Here is a 19821-nt window from a genome sequence, read left to right on the forward strand (position 1 = left end):
CATCTTTTTTCTCATTATAAACAAAAGTACCCAATAGGATAGACTTTTTTCAAAGTGTCTATCTTATAGGGTACAGTCTAGCAGGGGAAGGCTTTTTCTTTTATGGATAAGAAATTGACACCGAAATGGCGATTGGCTAACGAATTAAAGAAGATCACCCTACAATAGGTGATCTTTTTTACTCCGTTTTCATAGTTCGTTACTGTTTACCAAATGAAAGGAATTAGTTTTTTAGTTTTCTGTTTATATAATGTAAATTGTTCTCCGTACTTGTTTTGTAAGTAATCATCAGATTTTGGAATATAGCCCAAAATAAATACTAAGAATAAAAATAGAGGGATAAGCAAACTATAAATATTGTTAGAGATAAGCGCTAAGCCTAGTACCCAAAGGCAATCTCCAAGATAATTAATATGAATCGCATATTTAAATAAACCACCTGTATATAGTTTACCTTTGTTTAAAGGATTGTCTTTAAAAGGTTTTCTAAGTAACTCTGAAACCGTGTTTAACATACTCCCCCCTAAAAACAATATCCAGCCTACAATAAGTACCGTTAAGTTTGGATCCTGGTTACTAGTAATCATTAAAATGGGGAAACCTAAATAATAAATCCCAAAAGCTAAACTGTTCATAATGGCTTCTTGCCATGCAATACCCCTAGGCAACCATATAAACATCATAGCTGTTAATCGTAAAGCTGTAATAATTAGAGCAATAAAAAGCCCTAGTGAAATGCCTGGGTTGTCATATGTAACAAAAAGCAAATAATAGGCAATGATTAAATAGATAATCTCAGCAGCTAAAATTAAGATTTTTTCCTTTATCGTTGAATTGTTTATACCATACATTGTAAGACGCTCCTTTATTTTTTAATGGGAAAATAAACCTCTATGATATTATTCTCCTCTGGTGTGCTATAGGGGTCCGTTTGATAAACTTCAAACGGAGCACCGTTCAGTTTATAGTTATTTTCATCAATCCAAACATGCAGCTTTGTATGAATAGAAGGTAATTCATCGTAAGAGCCAATAAGCGTAGCCATTGCGCAAAGACCAGGATTAAATACTTTTGTTTTATTGGTGGCCATTGCAAGGGGAATGGCAATTTCTACATCATAATTTTCAGGTTCATATTCTGAACTATGGAAAATAGCAAGTGGCTTTGCGATAGGTGACAAATTCTCAAACAAAATTTTACTAAACAACTCATTAAAGTGTAGTAGAAAATCAGCGGTATTCATTTGTTTTCGTTGGGATAATATATTATAGGTTAAGTGATCAACAAGTTTAATCTCAATCTTATCTAAATAACCCATGATATTTTCCTCTTCATCTAACAGTTGAATATCAATCTTTAATTTTTTTAACAACGAAGAATAAAATGTAATCTGTTGTGTCAGATTTTCTTGTTTGGCTTTCATTTTAGAGTTAAGAAGTTCGGTATCCTCCCAATTAGCTAATATAACCTTGATTTCTTCTAACGAAAATAAATAGCTTTTTAAGCGTGCAATCAATAAAGCCGTTTCTAATTGAGAAATATTATAATAGCGATAGTTGTTTTTAGCGTCTATGAATGTAGGTTTTAAAAGTCCGATTTCATCATAGTAGCGAAGAGTCTTCAATGTGAGATGTGATATTTTTGAAAACTCACCGATTGTAAGCATAACAATCACCTCCTGTTTTAAATATAATGCTTCCTGTAAGGGGAGGGTCAATCAATGTAGCTAAATTTTTTTATTGTCATAAGATATTGGTGAAATTAGGGAGGAATAGATTGTGAGACTGCATAGGAAGAAGTTTAATGAATTTGATTTAAACCTCAAGTTGAATATACATTCCACAGGTGTTAATCAAACTGTTGATAAGAAATCAAGTTTATATAGGAAAATAAATGATTTTTTGTTTAGAGAGAAGGAAAAAGTTGATTAGAAATTCTATAAAAAAGATTCCCAATCAACTTTATAATCCCTATACGCACATTTTATCATTTCTTCTAATTATTTATCGTCTCCTTTTGGAACAGCTCCATGATTAATAATGGAAGATAATAATTGAATTCCACTTTCGATTTGTTGTTCTGATAATGCTCCGAATCCTAACATAATGATTGATTCTGGCTTTTGAAAAGACCAGTGGGCATTTGGGGAATAAATTTGAACACCTAATTTTTCAGCTTGAACAATTAAGTCCTCTGCTTTTATATGTTTTAAATAAAGTAATACATGCAGACCAGCTTTTTCTCCTATTACTTCAACCAAAGGACTTAAGTGATTTTCAATTGCTTTTAATAGTACTTTATGCTTCTTTTGGTATGTTGTTTTCATACGACGTAAATGCTTTTCAAAATAACCTTCCTCCATAAAGTGAGCAAGTGCATCTTGAATAATCAGTGAAGCCCCTTGACTAAATGAGGTAAGATGTTGAATACCGTGTTTTACTAAATCTTCAGGTAGAATAACATAGCTACATCTTATGGAAGGTGAAAAACTTTTTGAAAATGTGCCACAGTAAATCACTCGATTCTCTTTATCTAATGATTTCAACGGAGGTATAGGTTTTCCAATATGACGAAATTCACTATCATAATCATCTTCTATAATGTAACTCTTATTTTTCTTTGCCCACCCTAACAGTTCTAGTCTTTTTTTTATAGGTAAAACCATGCCCATCGGAAATTGATGAGAAGCAGTAATGTAAACAGCTTTTGCTAAAGTCTGTTTTAAATGCAAAACAGATATACCATCTTTATTTAATGGAATGTCACAAATTTTGCATTGACTCTGAGTGAATGCTGCTCTCGCTTCTTCATACCCTGGATTTTCGATAGCAACCATAGTTGATGTTAAATCTAATAAGCGCGTAATGAATTGTATACTTTGTTGAGTACCTCCAAAAATAAAAACCTGATCACTCGTACAATTAATTCCTCTAGAATTACGGACATAAAGTGATATTTGTTTTCTTAAATGTAACTCGCCTTGTTTTTCTCCATAGCTAGTCATATTATGAATATTTTCTAAAGCTCTATTCATACACTTTCTCCAAGCCCGAAGAGGGAATTTGGAGGGATCTAATGAACTATAAAAGAAATCGATTGAAATGCTAGGTGACTCGACTTCTTTGACATTCTTGATGGAGGGGCTAGGGTCTGATATAAATTTAAAATTTTCGAAAGGTAGAATGAAAACGCCACTTCTTGGTTTACTTTCTACATATCCTTCAGCAAGCAACTGCTGGTAGACAGAGTGTACAACCTGTTTGCTTACATTTAATTCGTGAGCAAGAAATCGAATGGAAGGTAATTTTTCACCAGCTTTTAAGTTACCTAATTGTATTTCATTTTTTATAAAATTATATAATTGTACATAAAAAGGCTCATGGTTCGTACTTCGATCAAAATAAAAAAACATAAATAGTCTCCTTAAACTGTCCTATAAAAAAAGTGATTAACTGTCTCTTTTCGAAATGACAGATTTATTTTATTCTATCATTATTCGAATTACAAAAGACTAATTTATAAGGATTTAAGGAGAAGATAAAATTTGTCGACATATATTTTACAACATGTGCCATTTGAAACTCCTGGCATTATAGAAGCAATCGAATCATATACGCTGATTAAGATGTATGAAGATGCACAATTACCTTCAATAGAAGAAGTTAGTATGTTAATTATCTTAGGGGGCCCTATGAGTGTAAATGATTCAATCCCTTGGTTAGAATCGGAAAAAATATTTATAAAAGAAATAATCGATGCGAATAAACCAATTTTAGGAATCTGTTTAGGGGCACAACTCATTGCAGAAATTTTAGGTGCAGAGGTTTATAAAAATCCGAAAGGTAAAGAAGTTGGTTTTTATCCGGTACAAAAAGTTACTAACGAATTCGATTTTTTACCTAGTGCACTTAAAGTTTTACATTGGCATGGAGATACATTCGAACTTCCTAAAGAAAGTAAGAGGCTGTATTCAACTGATGCTTGTTCAAATCAAGCCTTTATCTATAATTCAAATGTAATTGGTTTACAATTTCACTTGGAAATGACTAGAAATACGTTGGTGCAATTAGTGGAGGAAGATAAAAATTATATAGAAGGTAGTATTTATGAACAAACGGCTGAAACGATTTTAAATACTTCTATTTCATCTGAAAATAAAAAAGTATTAGCAGAGATTTTAGCGTATTTAAAAAGTAACTAAAAAGGGAAGAAGTATTTATGGATCAAAGAGTACATCCAGATTTAAAAGAAACATTTTCATCTTTAGAAGAAATTACACTAACAGTCGAGAATATAAAAGATATCCGAAGAAAAAGTAAAGAGATGATAGTACCCTATCAAAATAATAACCTAATTTTAGAAGAAAAATGGATAAATGATAGTGAAAAGTTAAGGGTTAAAATTTATCGTCCAAAACATCATAAGGATACATTGCCTGGTGTTTTATATATACATGGCGGTGGGTATATTTTTGGATCAGTTGAAGGTAACGATGCAAAATGTGGGGAGATTGTAGAGAAGGTAAATTGTGTCGTTATTTCAGTAGATTACCGGTTAGCTCCTGAACACCCATATCCTGCTGCGATTGAAGATTGCTATGTTGCATTGCAATGGTTTGCTGAAAATGCTCAACAATACAATGTTGATCCTGATAATATAGCTGTTCTAGGAGGTAGTACTGGAGGTGGTTTAACAGCAGCACTTTCTCTAATGGCAAGAGATCGAAAGGGACCCAAAATTAAATTTCAAATGCCTTTATTTCCAATGATTGATGACAGCTGTCAATCAAAATCTTGTAAAGAGATTATCGATAAACGTGTGTGGTGTGGCGATTTTAATAGACTTGCTTGGAAGCAATATTTAAAAAATAATATTGGAGAGAAAACGCCTATTTATGCTGCCCCAGCTAGAGCAACAGATTATTCAAATCTGCCTCCTACTTATACATCAGTTGGAGAACTTGATCCTTTTAGAGATGAAACAGTACAATACGTTACAAATTTAATAAATGCAGGTGTACCCGTAGAATTTCATCTCTATCCGGGATGTTTCCATGAGTTTGAAGCAATTGTTCCAAATGCGGCTATAAGTAAATTGGCAACAGAAGAAACTTATCGGACATTGAAAAACGCATTATATAATTAATATGGGTACTTAACTTTATCTTATTTTCTCTTCAAACAAGATCTATTGTTTAGCATTTGCAACTGTATATTTTTAAATTTTATTTATTATAATTTCCATAACGCAAAAAGCATCTACTCTCGGGGATGCTTTTTGTGTTGTTATTAGATTTTGTCGCCGTCTTTTAAGAGGAAGTCTTCAAATTCTTTACAAACAGAAGTGTTATTAAGGGATTCTGAATTTTTAGTTTTATGTTAATATATTTAGTGAACTATATTTTCTGAGGCGGTTTTTAATTGTCCTCTACAACAACTTTAATCGAGGATTTTCAAAGCTTTTTTAATCGTTATCAAAAAGTATGGAATGGATGTAACGTCAAGGAAATGAATGCTTTGATTGCACCGGATATAGCAGTAGGGGTGGGGAGGACCTGGGACTAGTATTTCCGATTGGGGATACGAGGGGACTTGTAATGGTTGGGTAGAAGCATATAAACATTATGAAGGCCATAATCCAAAATGGCACTTTAAAGAATTGCATATTACACCTGCATCTGAAAATGAAGTTATTGCAACGTTTTGGGTAACCTTTGAAATGGATGGGGAATTTATAGATGTAGTAAAACTATTTGTTCAGAGATTTAGGAAAGAACAAAATGATGAATGGAAATTAATAAGGGAGTATTGTGAACACCTAAGTTCCGAATTTTTTATCTCCAACTAATTTCATTCTTTATGGATTTTAATAAGTTTAATTTAACCACTCGTATTTGGGTGGTTTTTATTTTGCCTTGAGAAGCGGGGCAGGGGGATTCTGTCTTTTTCCATCTTGGCTCACCACTTAAAGCATCCAGTCGGAACGGAAATCAACCCCACGTTATGGTGATGAGCCTTCATCTTGATGTATTTCCATCTTTCGGTCCTAACATTTTCATTTAGTCTGTTTGTTGAAAGTGGAGTGTATATTCTTGATTATTAATTGCTAAAAAAATATAATTTCTAAATAGAAACTATATTCGGGGTGAAATTAATGGAAAATATAAAAAATGCTCTGATTAATTTGCAGTGTGAACTGGTTGCAGAGAGAAATAAAGTGAATCTGCAAAATATTAGTTGGATACAATATGATATCTTGCATCTGTTGTCAGAAGAGGAAAGATTATTACCTTCGCAAATAAGTACTATTCTTGGGATAAGTAGAACGAAATTGTCTAAATCTCTGAAAGACCTAAAACGTTTAGGCTATCTGGAACAAAAACCAAATGTCCAAGATGGAAGAGAGTTAATCACTATGCTGACTGTTGATGGAAAAGCGATCCTAACAAACATAGAAGTTGGCCATGAGGAACTTTACAAAATTGCAAGCAGCGTATTCTCAGAGGAAGAGCTAGCGTTGTTTTCTGAGCTATCAATGAAATTTTCCAAGGCTCTTAAAGACGAAAGGTTGAAGGAGCATGAATAATTTTATTTCAATCAAAGGGGCAAAGACAAACAACCTAAAAAATATTTCAATCGATATTCCAAAGCATAAAATCACTGTTGTCACTGGTGTATCTGGATCAGGGAAATCGTCTTTGGTTTTCGATACTTTAGCAGCTGAATCTCAAAGACTATTAAACGAGACCTATTCCAGTTATATTCAACAATTACTGCCGCATTTTGATAAACCTGTCGTTGATAAGATAGAAAATCTGCCAGTCTCAATAGTTATTGATCAAAAAAAAATCAGAGGAAATGCTCGCTCGACTGTTGGTACATTCACAGACATTTATACAAGTCTGCGATTGCTGTTTTCTAGAATGGCTACCCCGTTTATAGGTTATTCTATGGCGTATTCGTTCAATAATCCGGATGGAATGTGTCCGGTTTGCAAAGGTATTGGGGAGACGCAGCAGATCAACGTTAACAAATTAATTGATGCTGACAAATCACTTAATGAAGGAGCCATCCGTTTCCCTACATTTCAGCCTGGAGGTTGGCGGCTCACTCGCTATACGGAGACAGGAAATTTTGATAATGATAAAAAAATCTCTCAATATACAGAAGAAGAATTGAAAATCCTACTTTACGATGAAGGAAGTGCCCCGAAAAATCCAACTGAGCGTTGGCCTAAGACTTCTACATATATCGGAGTGCTTCCTCGGATTCAAAAAAGTTTTGTAGAAAAGGAAGATCTCAAATATCAATCTGATTTAGATAGAATTCTTGAAATTCATACCTGTCCGGATTGTTTGGGGACTAGAGTAAATAAAACAGTACGTTCAGCTAAAATAAGAGGTAAATCTATTGTAGATTGTGTGGATATGTCTATTGCTGACTTATTGTTGTTCGTCCAATCCATTGATAGTCCGTCTGTTTCACTTATTATTGAAGATTTAATCCGAAAACTTGAAAGTCTACAGATAGTTGGGCTAAATTATCTCACCCTTAATCGAAATACCACAACTCTTTCAGGCGGGGAATCTCAAAGAATAAAAATGACGAAGCATTTGAATAGTTCATTGTCAGATGTTTTGTATATTTTTGATGAACCAAGTATTGGACTTCATCCAGAAAACATCGTTGGCATCAATCGAATTTTTCATGGGTTGAAGAAAAAAGGGAATACAGTCGTTTTAGTCGATCATGATCCCGATATCATTAAAACTGCTGATCATAACATCAACATTGGTGAGTATGCGGGAGAAAATGGAGGAAGAGTAACGTTTGAAGGGAACTATTCTGATTTGCTGATTTCTGATACGCTCACTGGTAAAGCTTTATCAAACAAACATACGGTCAACACAGACAAAATTGCTTTTCAATCATTTTATACACTTAATCATGTCAACCTTCATAATGTTCAGGATGTAACAGTCAAAATACCAAAACAGGCTTTAACTGTTGTGACAGGTGTTGCTGGCTCTGGAAAAAGTACATTGATACGTTATCTATTCACTGAGAAGTATCCTAACACTAGAGTACTGGATCAAAGCCCTATACATGGGAGCAATCGGTCCAATTTACTAACTTATCTCAATGTGTTCGATAAAATAAGGGAGCTGTTTGCTCGTGCTTCTCATAAAAGTGCGTCTTTATTTAGCTTCAATGGAAAAGGTGCTTGTCCAGTTTGTAAAGGGAAAGGCCATGTAACACTCGACTTGGCCTATATGGGAGACGTTGAACAAGTTTGTGAGAAATGCCATGGAAAAAGATATAACGACGAAGCGCTTTCCGTTAAGTGGAGGGGATTAAGCATCCACGATGTACTTCAGCTGACGCCTATAGAGGCCAAAGAATTTTTTAGTGATCACACTATTCAAAGAATTATGTCCAATTTAATCATGTCCAATTTAAGTTATGTACGCTTAGGTCAAAGTTTAGATACTTTTTCAGGTGGTGAGCTTCAAAGGGTAAAAATTGCAAAAATATTGGGTGATTCAAGTAATGACCTTATTGTTTTGGACGAGCCAAGTACAGGATTGCATGAAGCTGACATTGATAATTTATTAGTGTTATTTAAAAGACTTTTATGTGAGAAGAAAACATTAATTGTGTTGGAACATAATTTATCAATTATAAGTCAAGCACAATGGATCGTTGATATGGGGGTAGAGGGTGGAAGCTTAGGAGGAAATGTTCTCTTTGAAGGTTATCCTATCGATTTATTGGAAATAGAAAACTCATATACAGCAAAACACTTACAGCGCTATGTGAAATAGACAAAACAGCAGACAGACCATTGCTGTTTACATGAAAAATTGCGAATTTAACACTACATTTCGAGCAGGTTTCAACCTTCAAATTTGATACACCTATCGATGGTAAAAAGCAGGCCACATCATATGATTTGATTTCTTTTTAAAATTTGAAATTAGAAAAAGAAGGAGCATATTTTAAATTCGCTTTCACGATTCACTCTGTACTACACAATCAACCGCCGATGTCCGATTTGATTGCTCACCAAGAACTATCACAAAATACAAAAAGCCCTTAAAGAAATTGCTCACTTTAAGGGCTTTCTATGTTAATTATTCGAAATCAATAATAATTTTTAATGCATTTTCTTTCGCTGCATTACCGAATGTTTCGTATGCCTCAATCATATTGTCAAATTTATAACGATGTGTTACTAGTGCCTCAGGTTTAATCTTACCAGTTTCTAATGTTTTTAATAACATTGGCGTAGTATTTGTTGATACTAAGCCAGTTGTAATTGTGACATTACGAATCCATAAATCTTGTAATTGAAGATCAACTGGTTTACCATGTACACCCACGTTCGCTAAGCGACCTCCTGGTGATAAGATACGTTGACAAAGGTCGAATGTTGCAGGGAAACCTACAGCTTCGATTGCTACGTCTACGCCACGACCATCCGTAAGTTCAAAAATTTTATCCATTGCTGCTTGTGCATCACGTGAGTTGACTGTGTGGGTTGCACCGAATTTCTTTGACTCCTCTAAACGGTTATCGTCTAGATCTATCATGATGATTTTTGAAGGAGAATAGAATTGCGCAGTTAATAATGAGGACATCCCGATTGGGCCTGCGCCTACGATAGCTACTACATCACCAGGTGATACTTGACCATTTAATACCCCGATTTCGAAACCAGTTGGTAAAATATCAGAAATCATTACAGCTGCATCATCAGAAATCCCTTGAGGAATGTGGTATAAAGAGTTATCTGCATGTGGAACGTGAACGTATTCTGCTTGTGTACCATTGATTAAGTGACCTAAAATCCAGCCACCATCTTCACAGTGTGCATATAAAGATTGTTTACAATAGTGACATTTACCACATGAAGTAACACATGAAATGATTACTTTATCGCCTACTTTGAAGTTTGATACGCCTGCGCCTACCTCTTCTACAATACCGATACCTTCGTGACCTAAAATTGTACCTTCTTTAACGGCTGGCACGTCGCCTCCCAAGATGTGTAAGTCCGTACCACAAATTGTTGTTTTTACTAGACGCACAACTGCGTCACCATCTTTAATTACACGTGGTTTTTCAACTTCACGTAATTCTTTTTTACCTGGGCCTGCATATACTAGTGCTTTCATTTAAAATAGCTCCCCACTAAATAGATTTGGATGTAATTAGTTTATAAAATCCTAATACACAGTAAATATAAATAATTTTTCACAAAACGTCAACAAATTAGACACAAAAAAGTTAAAATTTATAACTTTGATAAAAATCAAAGGTGAATAGCACGTTTGCTATTCACCTTTAATTATTCCTATTTACTTTAATTTTAAACTACGAAGTGAGGCATGACCTCGACGCAGTCGATTTTCTGTTCCTGTTAAGAACGGCACGATTGCTTGTAAACATTCATTGTCATATAAATATTCCTTATGAATAATTCTTGGTAATGGCAGTTCTTTTTCTCTACAAGCATCTTTACAATGCTCAATAAACGCTGGCTGTAGACTTGTATAAAATACTGGTGGCATTTCATATTGTGCATACGCTTTCTCAATCGCCTCCACAAATAAATCCTCACTTAACGATTTATCAAAGCTAAAGCCCGTTAATTTCTTTGTATGGACATCTATAATAGATGCCATATAAACCCAACCTTGATGCCATGTTGGTACATAACTAATATTGAGTACCCACTTTTTATTGGCTTCCGTCGTTTCAAAGCCATCATTAACAATAGGCTCTTGGATTTCTTCCTCGTGTGATTCTGCTTCTGCTTCTGCTTTTGCTTTCTTTAACACACGCTGTACTTTCCGCAAGCTTCCTTGAAAGCCACGCATTTTTAAAATGTCATACAACTGTGAAGCATTGTAAAGTTGTCCTTCTTCAATAAAAATCTGTTCAATTTCTTCTAATAATTCCTCTGATGAAGATTGTGTTGGTGTTGCTCTTTTTTGCAATGCGTTGTAATATGTGCTTTTTGGTAAATCTAATAGCTCACAAAGTACTTTAACAGCATATTTTTTACTTTCTCGTTCAATATATTCAATCACATCTGTCTCAGCTATTTGGGTGCGAATATGGTAATAGCCTTTTTTAAAATATCGACCTCTTGTTTTAATCGCTCGTTTTCTTTTTGAACTGTTAATACTTCTGCCTTTGTCATATCGACGACACCTTCAACAGGTGAGTATAATTTTATCCATTTATAGATCGTAACTTCTGAAATACCATATTCGCTTGATAGTTTACTTACAGCGGTGCCGAGGCGATATTGTTTAACAAGTTCTAATTTAAAATCTGATGAATATCGTTTTTTCCTCATTTTAAGCCCCCTTTTTTTTCTCTTATTTATAATAGTGCCTAGTCATATTTATGTCTAGGTAAGATGTGAAAATGATGAAATGACTCGTTTTTGTACTTCGTTTCTGTTAATTTCTTCTATTTGGACCGTTGTTTAAACGGGTGTCCAAACACCTGTACCTGTCGCTACGCTTTCGGCACAAAAGACATCTGCTGAAAGAAGTTAAAGCCTCCGGCGGATGTCACGGAGTCGAAAGGAGTTCTTAGGGGATGTTAGCCTAAAATCATCGCATCCATGCGATAACGGCTAACTGACCTGCATCGTGCAGGCCTAAGCACAAAGCCGATTCCGGACGCAATTATGCCGAGGCATAATTGATATGAATAAAATACTATTGGAATGACAATAAAAAAGTAGTGGAAGAGGCGTGTTAAGTAGCTTTTCTTTGAATAAGAAATATAGTAATAAAACAATTTTTACGAATGTTACAAGTCAAAGCATTTAAGCTTACACGATTGTAATGTAATTGAAAGCCAATACGATAGAGTGTAATACATTATTTTGCGAGAATGTATATAGAAGCAAGAACAAGAAGCGGAGGAATACACAATGAATGAAAAATTAGAAGGCGTATATGAGGAATTTAATCGTTACATATACCACTTATGTTTAAAACTTACTCGCAATACTGTAGAAGCTGAAGATTTAATGCAAGAAGTATGGGTAAAAGTTGTGCGCTATGAGGATAGCGTTGCCGAGGTGGAGCATATTAAAGCTTGGCTTACAACAATTACAATGAATACATTTAGAGATCGCTACCGTAAAAAAGTACGACGTAGTAAATACATGATGAACCAACCTGAAACATTAGACGTACCGATTTTAGATTTGGTTCCCAATAATGATATTTCAACTGAAGAAAAAATTGAAAAAGATATTGTTACTAAATTAGTACAGGATAAAATGGAGCAATTAGATGGAATCTATCGTAAAACATTATGGTATTTCTACATAGACCAATATTCACTTGCTGAAATCTCTTCAATTATGAAAGTTTCAATTGGTACTGTGAAATCTCGTTTATTCCGTGCAAAAGCTCGTTTGAAAGAAATGCTTATGGCCGATGTATCAATAGTAGAGTCTGTGCTACCAGCATGATAACATGCATTGGTCGCACTAAATAATTACTTAGACGGAAGTATTCGTTCGGCCAATCAAAAAAAGATGCATTGCAAAATTACTTTGCGATGCATTTTTTTTTGTGAATTTTATCGTCGGTAGAGCAGCGAACATCGTCGGTGGAAGCCCCAGAATCGCTGATAGAACTGCGAACAATGCCGATAGAAGCCGTGGAATAGCTGATAAAATCGCGAACATGGCCGGGAGATTCTGCTTTTCCGCTGCTAGGACGCTCTCGTATTCATTATCAAATTACAAATGGTGGCTTAACACCGAATATTGTTCCAGATACAGCAAATGTCTATTATTTCCTCCGTGGCGAAAATCGTGACGCCGTCAAAGATATAGAACGCAGACTGATTAAAGTGGCAACAGGGGCAGCGATGATGACAGAAACAGAGGTGCATGGGGGGCTGAAGGCAGGGTGTTACGATACATTACCAAATCTTACATTAAATGAGCAAATGTTGGCGCAGTGGAATGAGCTACCGCCATTATCCTTTACAGAGGACGAGCTTACTTTTGCAAAGTCGCTTCAAGCTTCATTAGATCCTTCTGTTCTGGCGGGTACTGCACAACAGTCTTTTGTCCCACAGGAAATTAATAGTAGTGGGATATTGTTAGAGCAGGTATTTCATATACCACAAACTTTTCGCCAATCAATGCAAGGTTCTAGTGATTTAGGAGACGTTTCATGGATTGCGCCACTCGGTCAGGTATTTACGACTTGTGCTCCATATGGCGTCCAAGTGCATATTTGGCAAGCAACTGCTGCCTTTGGATCTTCGCTTGGCATGAAAGGGTATGCATTATGCGGCAAAGGCGATGGCAGGGGCTGCGCTTATTCTTTACTAAATCCGGCTGTTATTGAAAAAGCGAAGGAGGAATTTGAGAATTTAAAAGCTGGGAAACATTATGAATGCGGTATTCCAGAAGAAGTAAAAGCGCCAAATCGCTTTAAACCAAGTCTTAGGATGGGGGGATAAATCTCACTATTTTGATGCATGAAAAAGCGAATGCCCCAAACGCCTACCCTGAAACTGACTAGCCAAGACATACACACAATCCGAGGGGGCTAGTCAGTAAATCGGTGGGAAGGGTAGGGGGATTAACCATTTAAAGGCCTCACCAAAAAATTGAGCCAAAAAGAAAAGCACCTTAAAAAGTTAGAGGCATGTCTAACTTTTTAGGTGTGAAAATGAAGCTTTTATTCATGGCGCGTAGAATCAGTGTTGAGTAATTTGGAGAAAATATCACGTAATGTTTGTACTTCCTCAGCTGAGAGCATACCAAACATATTGTTGATAATTTCGCTAACTTGTTGACGAGATTCTTCTAAAATATCTTCGCCATCCGTTGTAATTTTCAATTGAGAAGCTCGCCGATCTGTCGCATGCTGTGTTTTTTCAATAAAGCCAGCATTAATAAGCTTACTTGTTAAAACAGTGACACCACCTGTCGTCACTTTTAACCGATCAGCAATGGCAGAAGGGCGCTTTGGTCCCTCCTGCGATAAGAAGTCTAAAATTAAAATATGGGATTTTGAAAAGCCGAGTACATTATGATTATTCCACTCGTTTGCCCACTTACGCTCAATAGAAGAAACCACTTCAAACAATGAGGTAATGGCTCTTTGTTTTTCTTGATCCATATAAGGTCATCTCCAAAACTGTTTTAACTTTCTTGTGCCAATCTTGTCATTGCATTTAATTCATAAGCACGTACTTTGCGTGGAATAAAACGACGGATGTCCATCTCATTGTACCCAACTTGAATACGTTTTTCATCAATTAAGATAGGGCTACGTAGCATTCTTGGATGTGCTTGGATTATTGCATACAACTCTTGAATAGAGAGCTGATCAATATCAATATTTAGATTTTTAAAATCGTTTGAGTTAGTTGCAATAATTTCGTCTGTTCCATCTTCTGTCATGCTTAAAATTTCTTTAAATTCAGCAAGTGTAAGTGGATGTGAAGTTATACGTTTTTCTTTATATTCGATATTGTGATCTTTTAACCATTTTAATGCTTTTCTGGATGAAGAACAGCTCGCTTGTGAATAAATTGTAACTGTCATTCTTCATTCCCCGCTTTCTTTTTTAGGATTATATTTTATATATATCTTATTAGTAAGTTTAATAGGTTATACATATATCTTACTAGTAAGCTACTTATAAATCAATAGTTATTTGAAAAAAATTCAAATAGAAATGATATTTTTTCAACTACACTAAAATATACGCATAAAAGAGCGAAAAGTTTCGCAATTTCAGCTTACAATGATGTAAGTTTACTCAATATTAATAATAGATGCTCATGGAATAAGGAGAGCTGTCCTAATCTGATTTAAATGTGATTATTGTTAATCCACTGATTATTAATATGATTGAATGCAGGTTTTTATGCATAGATAAATAAATTTTTGTTTGGAGTTTAGAGAAAGACGGTTCCCAAAAGCCTCGGGTAGGTCAGAGAAGCGCTCGGGTATGCCGGGGAACTGATCGGGTGGTCAGGAGAAGTGCTCATGTAGGCTGGGGAACTGATCGGGTAAGCGGGAGAAGTGCTCAGGTAGGCTGGGGAACTGATCGGGTAGGCCAGAGAAGTGTTCAGGTATGCCGGGGAACTGATCGGGTAGTCAGAAAAACTGCTCTGGCACCCCGAAGAACTGCTCAGGTAAGAGTCCATGTCCCACTTTCAGTCACTAAAAAGAGGGCAGCCCCCGAGTGATTCATGCATCACATCGGTAACTGCCCTCATTAATAATATTTCTAGCTTTGTTGTCCAGAAGTAAACCAGTCTTGGACATCCCAAACTTTTGTTGCTAAATCTTCATAGAAGTCAGGTTCATGGCTTACTAGTACAATTGTGCCTTTAAATTCTTTCATGGCACGCTTTAGCTCATCTTTTGCATCGACATCCAAGTGGTTTGTCGGTTCGTCAAATAGAAGCCAGTTTGCTTCTTCCATCATTAGCTTACATAAACGTACCTTTGCTTGCTCACCACCAGATAAAGAATTAAGTGGGCGAGTAATATGATCCGTTTTTAGTCCTGCGCGTGCTAATGCTGCACGTACTTGTGCTTGCTCCATAGAAGGGAAGGCATTCCAGACATCATCAATAGGTGTAATTTTTTCAGCTTTTACTTCTTGTTCGAAGTAAGATGGGTAAAGATAGTCACCGCGAATCACTTTTCCATCTAGCGGATTGATTTTACCTAGCATCGTTTTTAATAATGTTGATTTACCGACACCATTCATACCGACTAGAGCAATTTTTTCCCCACGTTCAATAGCGAATGTAAGTGGAGGAAGTAACGGCTTGTCCTTGTCGTATCCAATGACTAAGTTTTCAGCCTCTACTACATAACGACCAGAAGAACGTGCCTCTTTAAAACCAAATTCTGGCTTTACAGCTGTTTCAGGACGGTCGATACGCTCTAAGCGGTCAAGCTGCTTGGAGCGAGATTTTGCACGACCAGTAGTTGAGTAGCGCGCTTTATTCTTCGCAATAAAATCTTCTTGTTTTTTAATGAATTCCTGTTGTTTTTCATAGGCATCGATATGTTGACGTTTATTGATTTCAGCAAGCTCTAAAAACTTTTCATATGTCGCTGTATAGCGAGTCAATTTTGAAAATTCTAGTTGGAAGATAACATCCACCGTTTCATTCATAAACTCTGTATCATGCGAAATTAATAAGAAAGCGTGTGGATAGTTCTTTAAATAGTTTTTCAACCATGTAATATGCTCTTCATCAAGATAGTTCGTCGGCTCATCTAGTAACAATACTTTTGGCTTTTCAAGTAATAGCTTGGCTAGTAAAACCTTTGTACGTTGACCACCTGAAAGAGCAGCGACATCACGGTCTAAGCCGATTGCGTCAAGCCCAAGACCTCGTGCAACCTCATCAATTTTCATATCAAGCGAATAGAAATCACCTGCATCCAGAGCATCTTGCACCTCAGCCATTTGCTCTAGTAAAACTTCTAATTCTTCAGGCGTTGCTTCAGCCATTTTTCCTGTAATTTCATTGAGCTCTTCTTCTTTTTTATATAAAGGAAGGAAAGCGTCACGTAATGCATCACGCATAGTTCGGCCAGCTGTCAATACAGTATGCTGATCTAAATAACCATAATGCGTTCCTGGAAGCCATTCAACCTTCCCAGTATCGTGGATTGCTTGGCCCGTAATGATGCCCATTAATGTTGACTTACCAACACCATTTGCACCTACAAGACCAATATGATCACCTTCAACTAAACGAAAGGAGACATCTTTAAAAAGCATGCGGTCACCGAATGAATGACCTAAATTTTCAACTGTTAATATTGCCATATATGTTCCTCCAAATAAAATCAATACATTTTTGTAAAATAGTTGCCGTCTTCCTACAAAGACAGCTATGCGTTTTTAATTGCGCTAGATATTTTTAAAGCTCTGCTAATTGTTTATTTAATTCCGCTAGCTTCGCTTCCATATTCGCAAGGCGTTGCTCTGCATTTGCCACTTGGTCATTATGACCTGTCGATTCAAGTTTTTCAATGTCGCCTTGTAAATTCATATAATCCATTTTTAGCTCTTTAATTTGATATTCAATATCACTTTTTGATGGCATGATGATTGCTCCTTTATTTGTATATTTGTATAACGAATGCGTGTAAAAGCGATGGAGGTTTTTTTATCCCCCCACCGCTTATTAGTTAAAATCAATCGGGTACTTATTTGGTTTGAAATTCACTGATGCTACACCTGTAAGTAGGGGTGAAAAATTCTACTATATTGTATCATATCCACCTTCAAAGAATCACTAAGTAGAAGCGATATTGTGTCGATCGTAAGCGAAATCTAAAAGTAATGACTGTAGTGCTTCATTGTTACTTGTAAGATTGAGCTGACGTTGTTTTTTTACAGCTCGTTCACTTCGAGCCTCATGTAATAGAAATTCCATTACAGCATTTTGAATTTGTGATTGCTTCATTTTGCGACCAAGTCCAAGGTGAATAAAGCCATTCTGTTCGCGAGGGAAGGCGTGTAATAGCTCAGCCTCTGTTTGTGCAAGTGTAATACAAGGTACGCCATAAGAGGCAATTTTATAAGGTGTATAGTTAGCATTACAAATAATAACATCCGCTTTTGGCAATAGTTTTAGGAGTGCGTTTTTATCACGAAGAATGGCAGTATTACGACGACTGAGCACCATCATTTGCAAATCATCTGTTGCATGTCGATAGCTATCATCAATCATCACTGTAATTTGTAGTGGAATTTGTAGCTGCGTTAAGTGTCGAAGAGTACGGTAGGTTAAGTTATGCTCGTCCCCATCCTCAAAAGCAACAACGATATGAGGAGGGTTTTCAGGTGTTTTATTGTCTGGTCTATCATCAAAATTCTGGTAAGCTTTTGGTAATGCAAAGTTGAAGCTACCACCAATATATTGAGATGGTAAATAGTCTTTAACTTCTTGATAGAGTGCTAGCAATACGCAGTCACAGGCTTGACCACCCTCACCAAGATCATCAAAATGAATGATTGTTTTACAGAACGGTCGTAAATTTTGTACTTGCCAGCTTTCAGAGTTACGGCCATCTCTTACAATTAAATCAGGCTGAATTCCTTTCATTTGCTTTGGTAGCTCGTCGAAATGTTCAAATAAGATCGGCGAGAGATTTTCATTCATTAAAGTTTGAATCCCATCATTTGAAGGGGTTTTTACAAATATGAAAACTTTCTCATTTGCAAGAAGCTTTGCCAGCGTTGCAACCCGTTCAAAAGGATACAGCCCTTTATCAATACAGCTTTCAATAATGAAAACAATCGTTTTTTTCAGTTCCGTTGCTTGAATTTCGTTTTGCAAATGTATCCCATCCTTTCGTCTGTCTATTTAAACTATGGTGAATAATGGGCAAGTATGTGTAAAAAATTAGGATTAGATAAATTATGACATAATGTGAAATGCGGGATTCTATAAACGGGTGGCCTCTTCTAAATAGATTTTCAAAACTTACAAATTAAATGAGTAAGAGCTCCTTCATTGACCGATAAATAAAGTAGAGCTTGTGGGAAGATAAATAAGATTGTTTTAAGATGTTCGTTCCAGCGGTGTGACTACTGGAGCGAACGGAGCTTAGAAAGGGGTACGACCAATGGGAATGCGCGCAGCGATTGTTGTAGGAGCTACTGGATTAACAGGTACCTCTCTTGTAGAACAATTATGTGAAAATGATGAATATGTTTCAGTTACGGTGATTGCACGAAGAAAGCCAGCATTTACGCATCCAAAGTTAGAAGTAAAAATCCGTAATCTTGATACTTTAGAGGAAAAAGATATCGAATTTGCACATGAACTTTATTGTTGTTTAGGGACAACGATTAAAAAGGCAGGATCTCGTGAGGCATTTGAGAAAGTGGATTTTGAATATCCGCTAGCTATCGCCTCGTTAGCAAAAAAACGAGGAATCCCACATATGCTTGTCATTACAGCAATGGGGGCAAATGAAAATTCTCCAATTTACTATAATCGAGTAAAAGGAAAGCTTGAACATGATCTTATGGAGCTAGGCTTACAAAGACTTTCTATTATTCGCCCATCCTTATTAATTGGGGAGAGGGAGGAGTTTCGCTTAGGTGAAAAGGCGGGAGAGAAAGTTTTAAAGTTAGTAAAGCCATTATTAGTTGGACCATTAAAGCGTTCAAGAGCGATAGAAGCCTCCCAAGTTGCAAAGGCGATGATCGTGATCGCGCTATATGGCAATAAACAGCCTGTGACAATTTATCAATCTCAGGAATTGGCTAAGTTAGATTTTCCTGAAACACAGGATGAAGATGTTTCGCGAGAGAAATTATTTAATTGGGATAAGCACAAATTACCGAGTTCTAGCGATGAAGGAGATAAAGTAAATCAAGAAGTCGTGATTAATCGAGATAAATATAAAATAGAAGAAACCGTTGTAGATAAAGAAGTAAAATTCCAACATCGTAGGGATAGATAAAGGTTCATCATCGAGATTGGGAATTATCTTTATGTATTCAATGCAGACAAGTTGATCTTCGTTACGACTGGGCGACTTCTTGGGGACCAGCGTCACAGATGAGACCGCCTAACTTTACTGGTTGGGCGTTTTCTTTTATAGTTCTAACTATTTGAACGTCCATACATTAGGACAGTAAAGTGAATACTTGAGCAGAGTAGGAAAATACCCGCGGAAGCAAGGTGAATACCCGCGGAAGCAGGGTGAATACCCGCGGAAGCAGGGTGAATACCCGCGGAAGCAAGGCGAATACCCGCGGAAGCAAGG

At 36.2% G+C, this 19821-nt stretch carries 18 protein-coding genes; 7 read left to right on the forward strand and 11 right to left on the reverse strand.

From position 1 onward, the window contains the following. Positions 1-206: 206 nt before the first annotated feature. From AN161_RS26865 to AN161_RS26875, 3 genes are all read right to left on the reverse strand, one after another. Positions 207-851, reverse strand: coding sequence for a DUF1295 domain-containing protein (locus AN161_RS26865; protein ID WP_053597376.1), 645 nt, complete (start codon positions 849-851; stop codon positions 207-209). Positions 852-865: 14 nt separating this feature from the next. Beyond that, positions 866-1666, reverse strand: coding sequence for a MerR family transcriptional regulator (locus AN161_RS26870; RefSeq protein ID WP_053597377.1), 801 nt, complete (start codon positions 1664-1666; stop codon positions 866-868). Between the two features lie 333 nt (positions 1667-1999). After that, positions 2000-3412 carry a PLP-dependent aminotransferase family protein gene (locus tag AN161_RS26875; RefSeq protein ID WP_053597378.1) on the reverse strand — a complete coding sequence of 471 codons (1413 nt, stop codon included), beginning with the start codon at positions 3410-3412 and terminating at the stop codon, positions 2000-2002. Between the two features lie 132 nt (positions 3413-3544). Between AN161_RS26875 and AN161_RS26880 the strand changes: the two genes are divergently transcribed. The 4 genes from AN161_RS26880 to AN161_RS26900 all read left to right on the forward strand — a co-directional run bounded on the left by AN161_RS26880 (position 3545) and on the right by AN161_RS26900 (position 8824). Then, a complete protein-coding gene (locus AN161_RS26880; protein ID WP_053597379.1) occupies positions 3545-4201 on the forward strand; it encodes a type 1 glutamine amidotransferase in 657 nt (218 codons plus the stop codon). A gap of 17 nt (positions 4202-4218) precedes the next feature. Continuing rightward, positions 4219-5145 (forward strand): alpha/beta hydrolase, encoded by a 927-nt coding sequence (locus AN161_RS26885; protein WP_053597380.1) that lies wholly within the window; start codon positions 4219-4221, stop codon positions 5143-5145. A gap of 1008 nt (positions 5146-6153) precedes the next feature. Then, positions 6154-6585 carry a MarR family transcriptional regulator gene (locus tag AN161_RS26895; protein ID WP_053597382.1) on the forward strand — a complete coding sequence of 144 codons (432 nt, stop codon included), beginning with the start codon at positions 6154-6156 and terminating at the stop codon, positions 6583-6585. Then, positions 6578-8824 (forward strand): excinuclease ABC subunit UvrA, encoded by a 2247-nt coding sequence (locus AN161_RS26900; RefSeq protein WP_053597383.1) that lies wholly within the window; start codon positions 6578-6580, stop codon positions 8822-8824. The genes AN161_RS26895 and AN161_RS26900 overlap by 8 nt, the downstream gene beginning before the upstream one ends. A 309-nt stretch (positions 8825-9133) precedes the next feature. Here AN161_RS26900 and AN161_RS26905 read toward each other — a convergent pair whose 3' ends face one another. The 3 genes from AN161_RS26905 to AN161_RS29275 all read right to left on the reverse strand — a co-directional run bounded on the left by AN161_RS26905 (position 9134) and on the right by AN161_RS29275 (position 11367). Further along, on the reverse strand, positions 9134-10177 hold the full coding sequence (locus AN161_RS26905; RefSeq protein WP_053597384.1) for a zinc-dependent alcohol dehydrogenase family protein: 1044 nt from the start codon (positions 10175-10177) through the stop codon (positions 9134-9136). A 183-nt stretch (positions 10178-10360) separates the two neighbouring features. Further along, on the reverse strand, positions 10361-11095 hold the full coding sequence (locus AN161_RS26910; RefSeq protein ID WP_053597385.1) for a hypothetical protein: 735 nt from the start codon (positions 11093-11095) through the stop codon (positions 10361-10363). Positions 11096-11106: 11 nt separating this feature from the next. After that, positions 11107-11367: a transposase gene (locus AN161_RS29275; RefSeq protein WP_053597386.1), complete on the reverse strand. Its 261-nt coding sequence runs from the start codon at positions 11365-11367 to the stop codon at positions 11107-11109. 588 nt (positions 11368-11955) lie between these two features. Between AN161_RS29275 and AN161_RS26920 the strand changes: the two genes are divergently transcribed. Both AN161_RS26920 and AN161_RS26925 read left to right on the forward strand, forming a co-directional pair. Further along, positions 11956-12504 (forward strand): RNA polymerase sigma factor, encoded by a 549-nt coding sequence (locus AN161_RS26920; protein ID WP_053597387.1) that lies wholly within the window; start codon positions 11956-11958, stop codon positions 12502-12504. Between the two features lie 404 nt (positions 12505-12908). Beyond that, positions 12909-13511 (forward strand): hypothetical protein, encoded by a 603-nt coding sequence (locus tag AN161_RS26925; RefSeq protein ID WP_201406612.1) that lies wholly within the window; start codon positions 12909-12911, stop codon positions 13509-13511. Between the two features lie 221 nt (positions 13512-13732). Here the strand turns inward: AN161_RS26925 and AN161_RS26930 are convergent, their stop codons facing one another. From AN161_RS26930 to AN161_RS26955, 5 genes are all read right to left on the reverse strand, one after another. Next, entirely contained in the window at positions 13733-14176 is a 444-nt protein-coding gene (locus AN161_RS26930; protein ID WP_053597389.1) for a MarR family transcriptional regulator, read from the reverse strand. Positions 14177-14199: 23 nt separating this feature from the next. Next, positions 14200-14604, reverse strand: coding sequence for a transcriptional regulator Spx (gene spx / locus AN161_RS26935; protein ID WP_036117523.1), 405 nt, complete (start codon positions 14602-14604; stop codon positions 14200-14202). Positions 14605-15295: 691 nt separating this feature from the next. Then, positions 15296-16861 carry an ABC-F family ATP-binding cassette domain-containing protein gene (locus AN161_RS26945; RefSeq protein ID WP_053597391.1) on the reverse strand — a complete coding sequence of 522 codons (1566 nt, stop codon included), beginning with the start codon at positions 16859-16861 and terminating at the stop codon, positions 15296-15298. Between the two features lie 94 nt (positions 16862-16955). Beyond that, positions 16956-17141 (reverse strand): SE1832 family protein, encoded by a 186-nt coding sequence (locus AN161_RS26950; protein ID WP_053597392.1) that lies wholly within the window; start codon positions 17139-17141, stop codon positions 16956-16958. Between the two features lie 192 nt (positions 17142-17333). Next, positions 17334-18380 carry a CMP-N-acetylneuraminic acid synthetase gene (locus tag AN161_RS26955; protein WP_053597393.1) on the reverse strand — a complete coding sequence of 349 codons (1047 nt, stop codon included), beginning with the start codon at positions 18378-18380 and terminating at the stop codon, positions 17334-17336. Between the two features lie 289 nt (positions 18381-18669). On the opposite strand from AN161_RS26955, the gene AN161_RS26960 reads away from it, so the two are divergent. Beyond that, a complete protein-coding gene (locus AN161_RS26960) occupies positions 18670-19515 on the forward strand; it encodes an oxidoreductase (RefSeq protein WP_053597394.1) in 846 nt (281 codons plus the stop codon). Positions 19516-19821 lie beyond the last annotated feature (306 nt).

The sequence above is a fragment of the Lysinibacillus sp. FJAT-14222 genome, from assembly GCF_001278875.1.
GTDB lineage: Bacteria > Bacillota > Bacilli > Bacillales_A > Planococcaceae > Lysinibacillus > Lysinibacillus agricola.

Coding starts and splice junctions, on each gene's coding strand:
- AN161_RS26905 (WP_053597384.1), bottom strand. CDS start 10,177: ATGAAAGCACTAGTATATGCAGGCCCAGGTAAAAAAGAATTACGTGAA.
- AN161_RS26960 (WP_053597394.1), top strand. CDS start 18,670: ATGGGAATGCGCGCAGCGATTGTTGTAGGAGCTACTGGATTAACAGGT.
- spx (WP_036117523.1), bottom strand. CDS start 14,604: ATGACAGTTACAATTTATTCACAAGCGAGCTGTTCTTCATCCAGAAAA.
- AN161_RS26900 (WP_053597383.1), top strand. CDS start 6,578: ATGAATAATTTTATTTCAATCAAAGGGGCAAAGACAAACAACCTAAAA.
- AN161_RS26870 (WP_053597377.1), bottom strand. CDS start 1,666: ATGCTTACAATCGGTGAGTTTTCAAAAATATCACATCTCACATTGAAG.
- AN161_RS26930 (WP_053597389.1), bottom strand. CDS start 14,176: ATGGATCAAGAAAAACAAAGAGCCATTACCTCATTGTTTGAAGTGGTT.
- AN161_RS26895 (WP_053597382.1), top strand. CDS start 6,154: ATGGAAAATATAAAAAATGCTCTGATTAATTTGCAGTGTGAACTGGTT.
- AN161_RS26885 (WP_053597380.1), top strand. CDS start 4,219: ATGGATCAAAGAGTACATCCAGATTTAAAAGAAACATTTTCATCTTTA.
- AN161_RS26920 (WP_053597387.1), top strand. CDS start 11,956: ATGAATGAAAAATTAGAAGGCGTATATGAGGAATTTAATCGTTACATA.
- AN161_RS26875 (WP_053597378.1), bottom strand. CDS start 3,412: ATGTTTTTTTATTTTGATCGAAGTACGAACCATGAGCCTTTTTATGTA.
- AN161_RS26945 (WP_053597391.1), bottom strand. CDS start 16,861: ATGGCAATATTAACAGTTGAAAATTTAGGTCATTCATTCGGTGACCGC.
- AN161_RS26950 (WP_053597392.1), bottom strand. CDS start 17,141: ATGCCATCAAAAAGTGATATTGAATATCAAATTAAAGAGCTAAAAATG.
- AN161_RS29275 (WP_053597386.1), bottom strand. CDS start 11,367: ATGAGGAAAAAACGATATTCATCAGATTTTAAATTAGAACTTGTTAAA.
- AN161_RS26925 (WP_201406612.1), top strand. CDS start 12,909: ATGATGACAGAAACAGAGGTGCATGGGGGGCTGAAGGCAGGGTGTTAC.
- AN161_RS26865 (WP_053597376.1), bottom strand. CDS start 851: ATGTATGGTATAAACAATTCAACGATAAAGGAAAAAATCTTAATTTTA.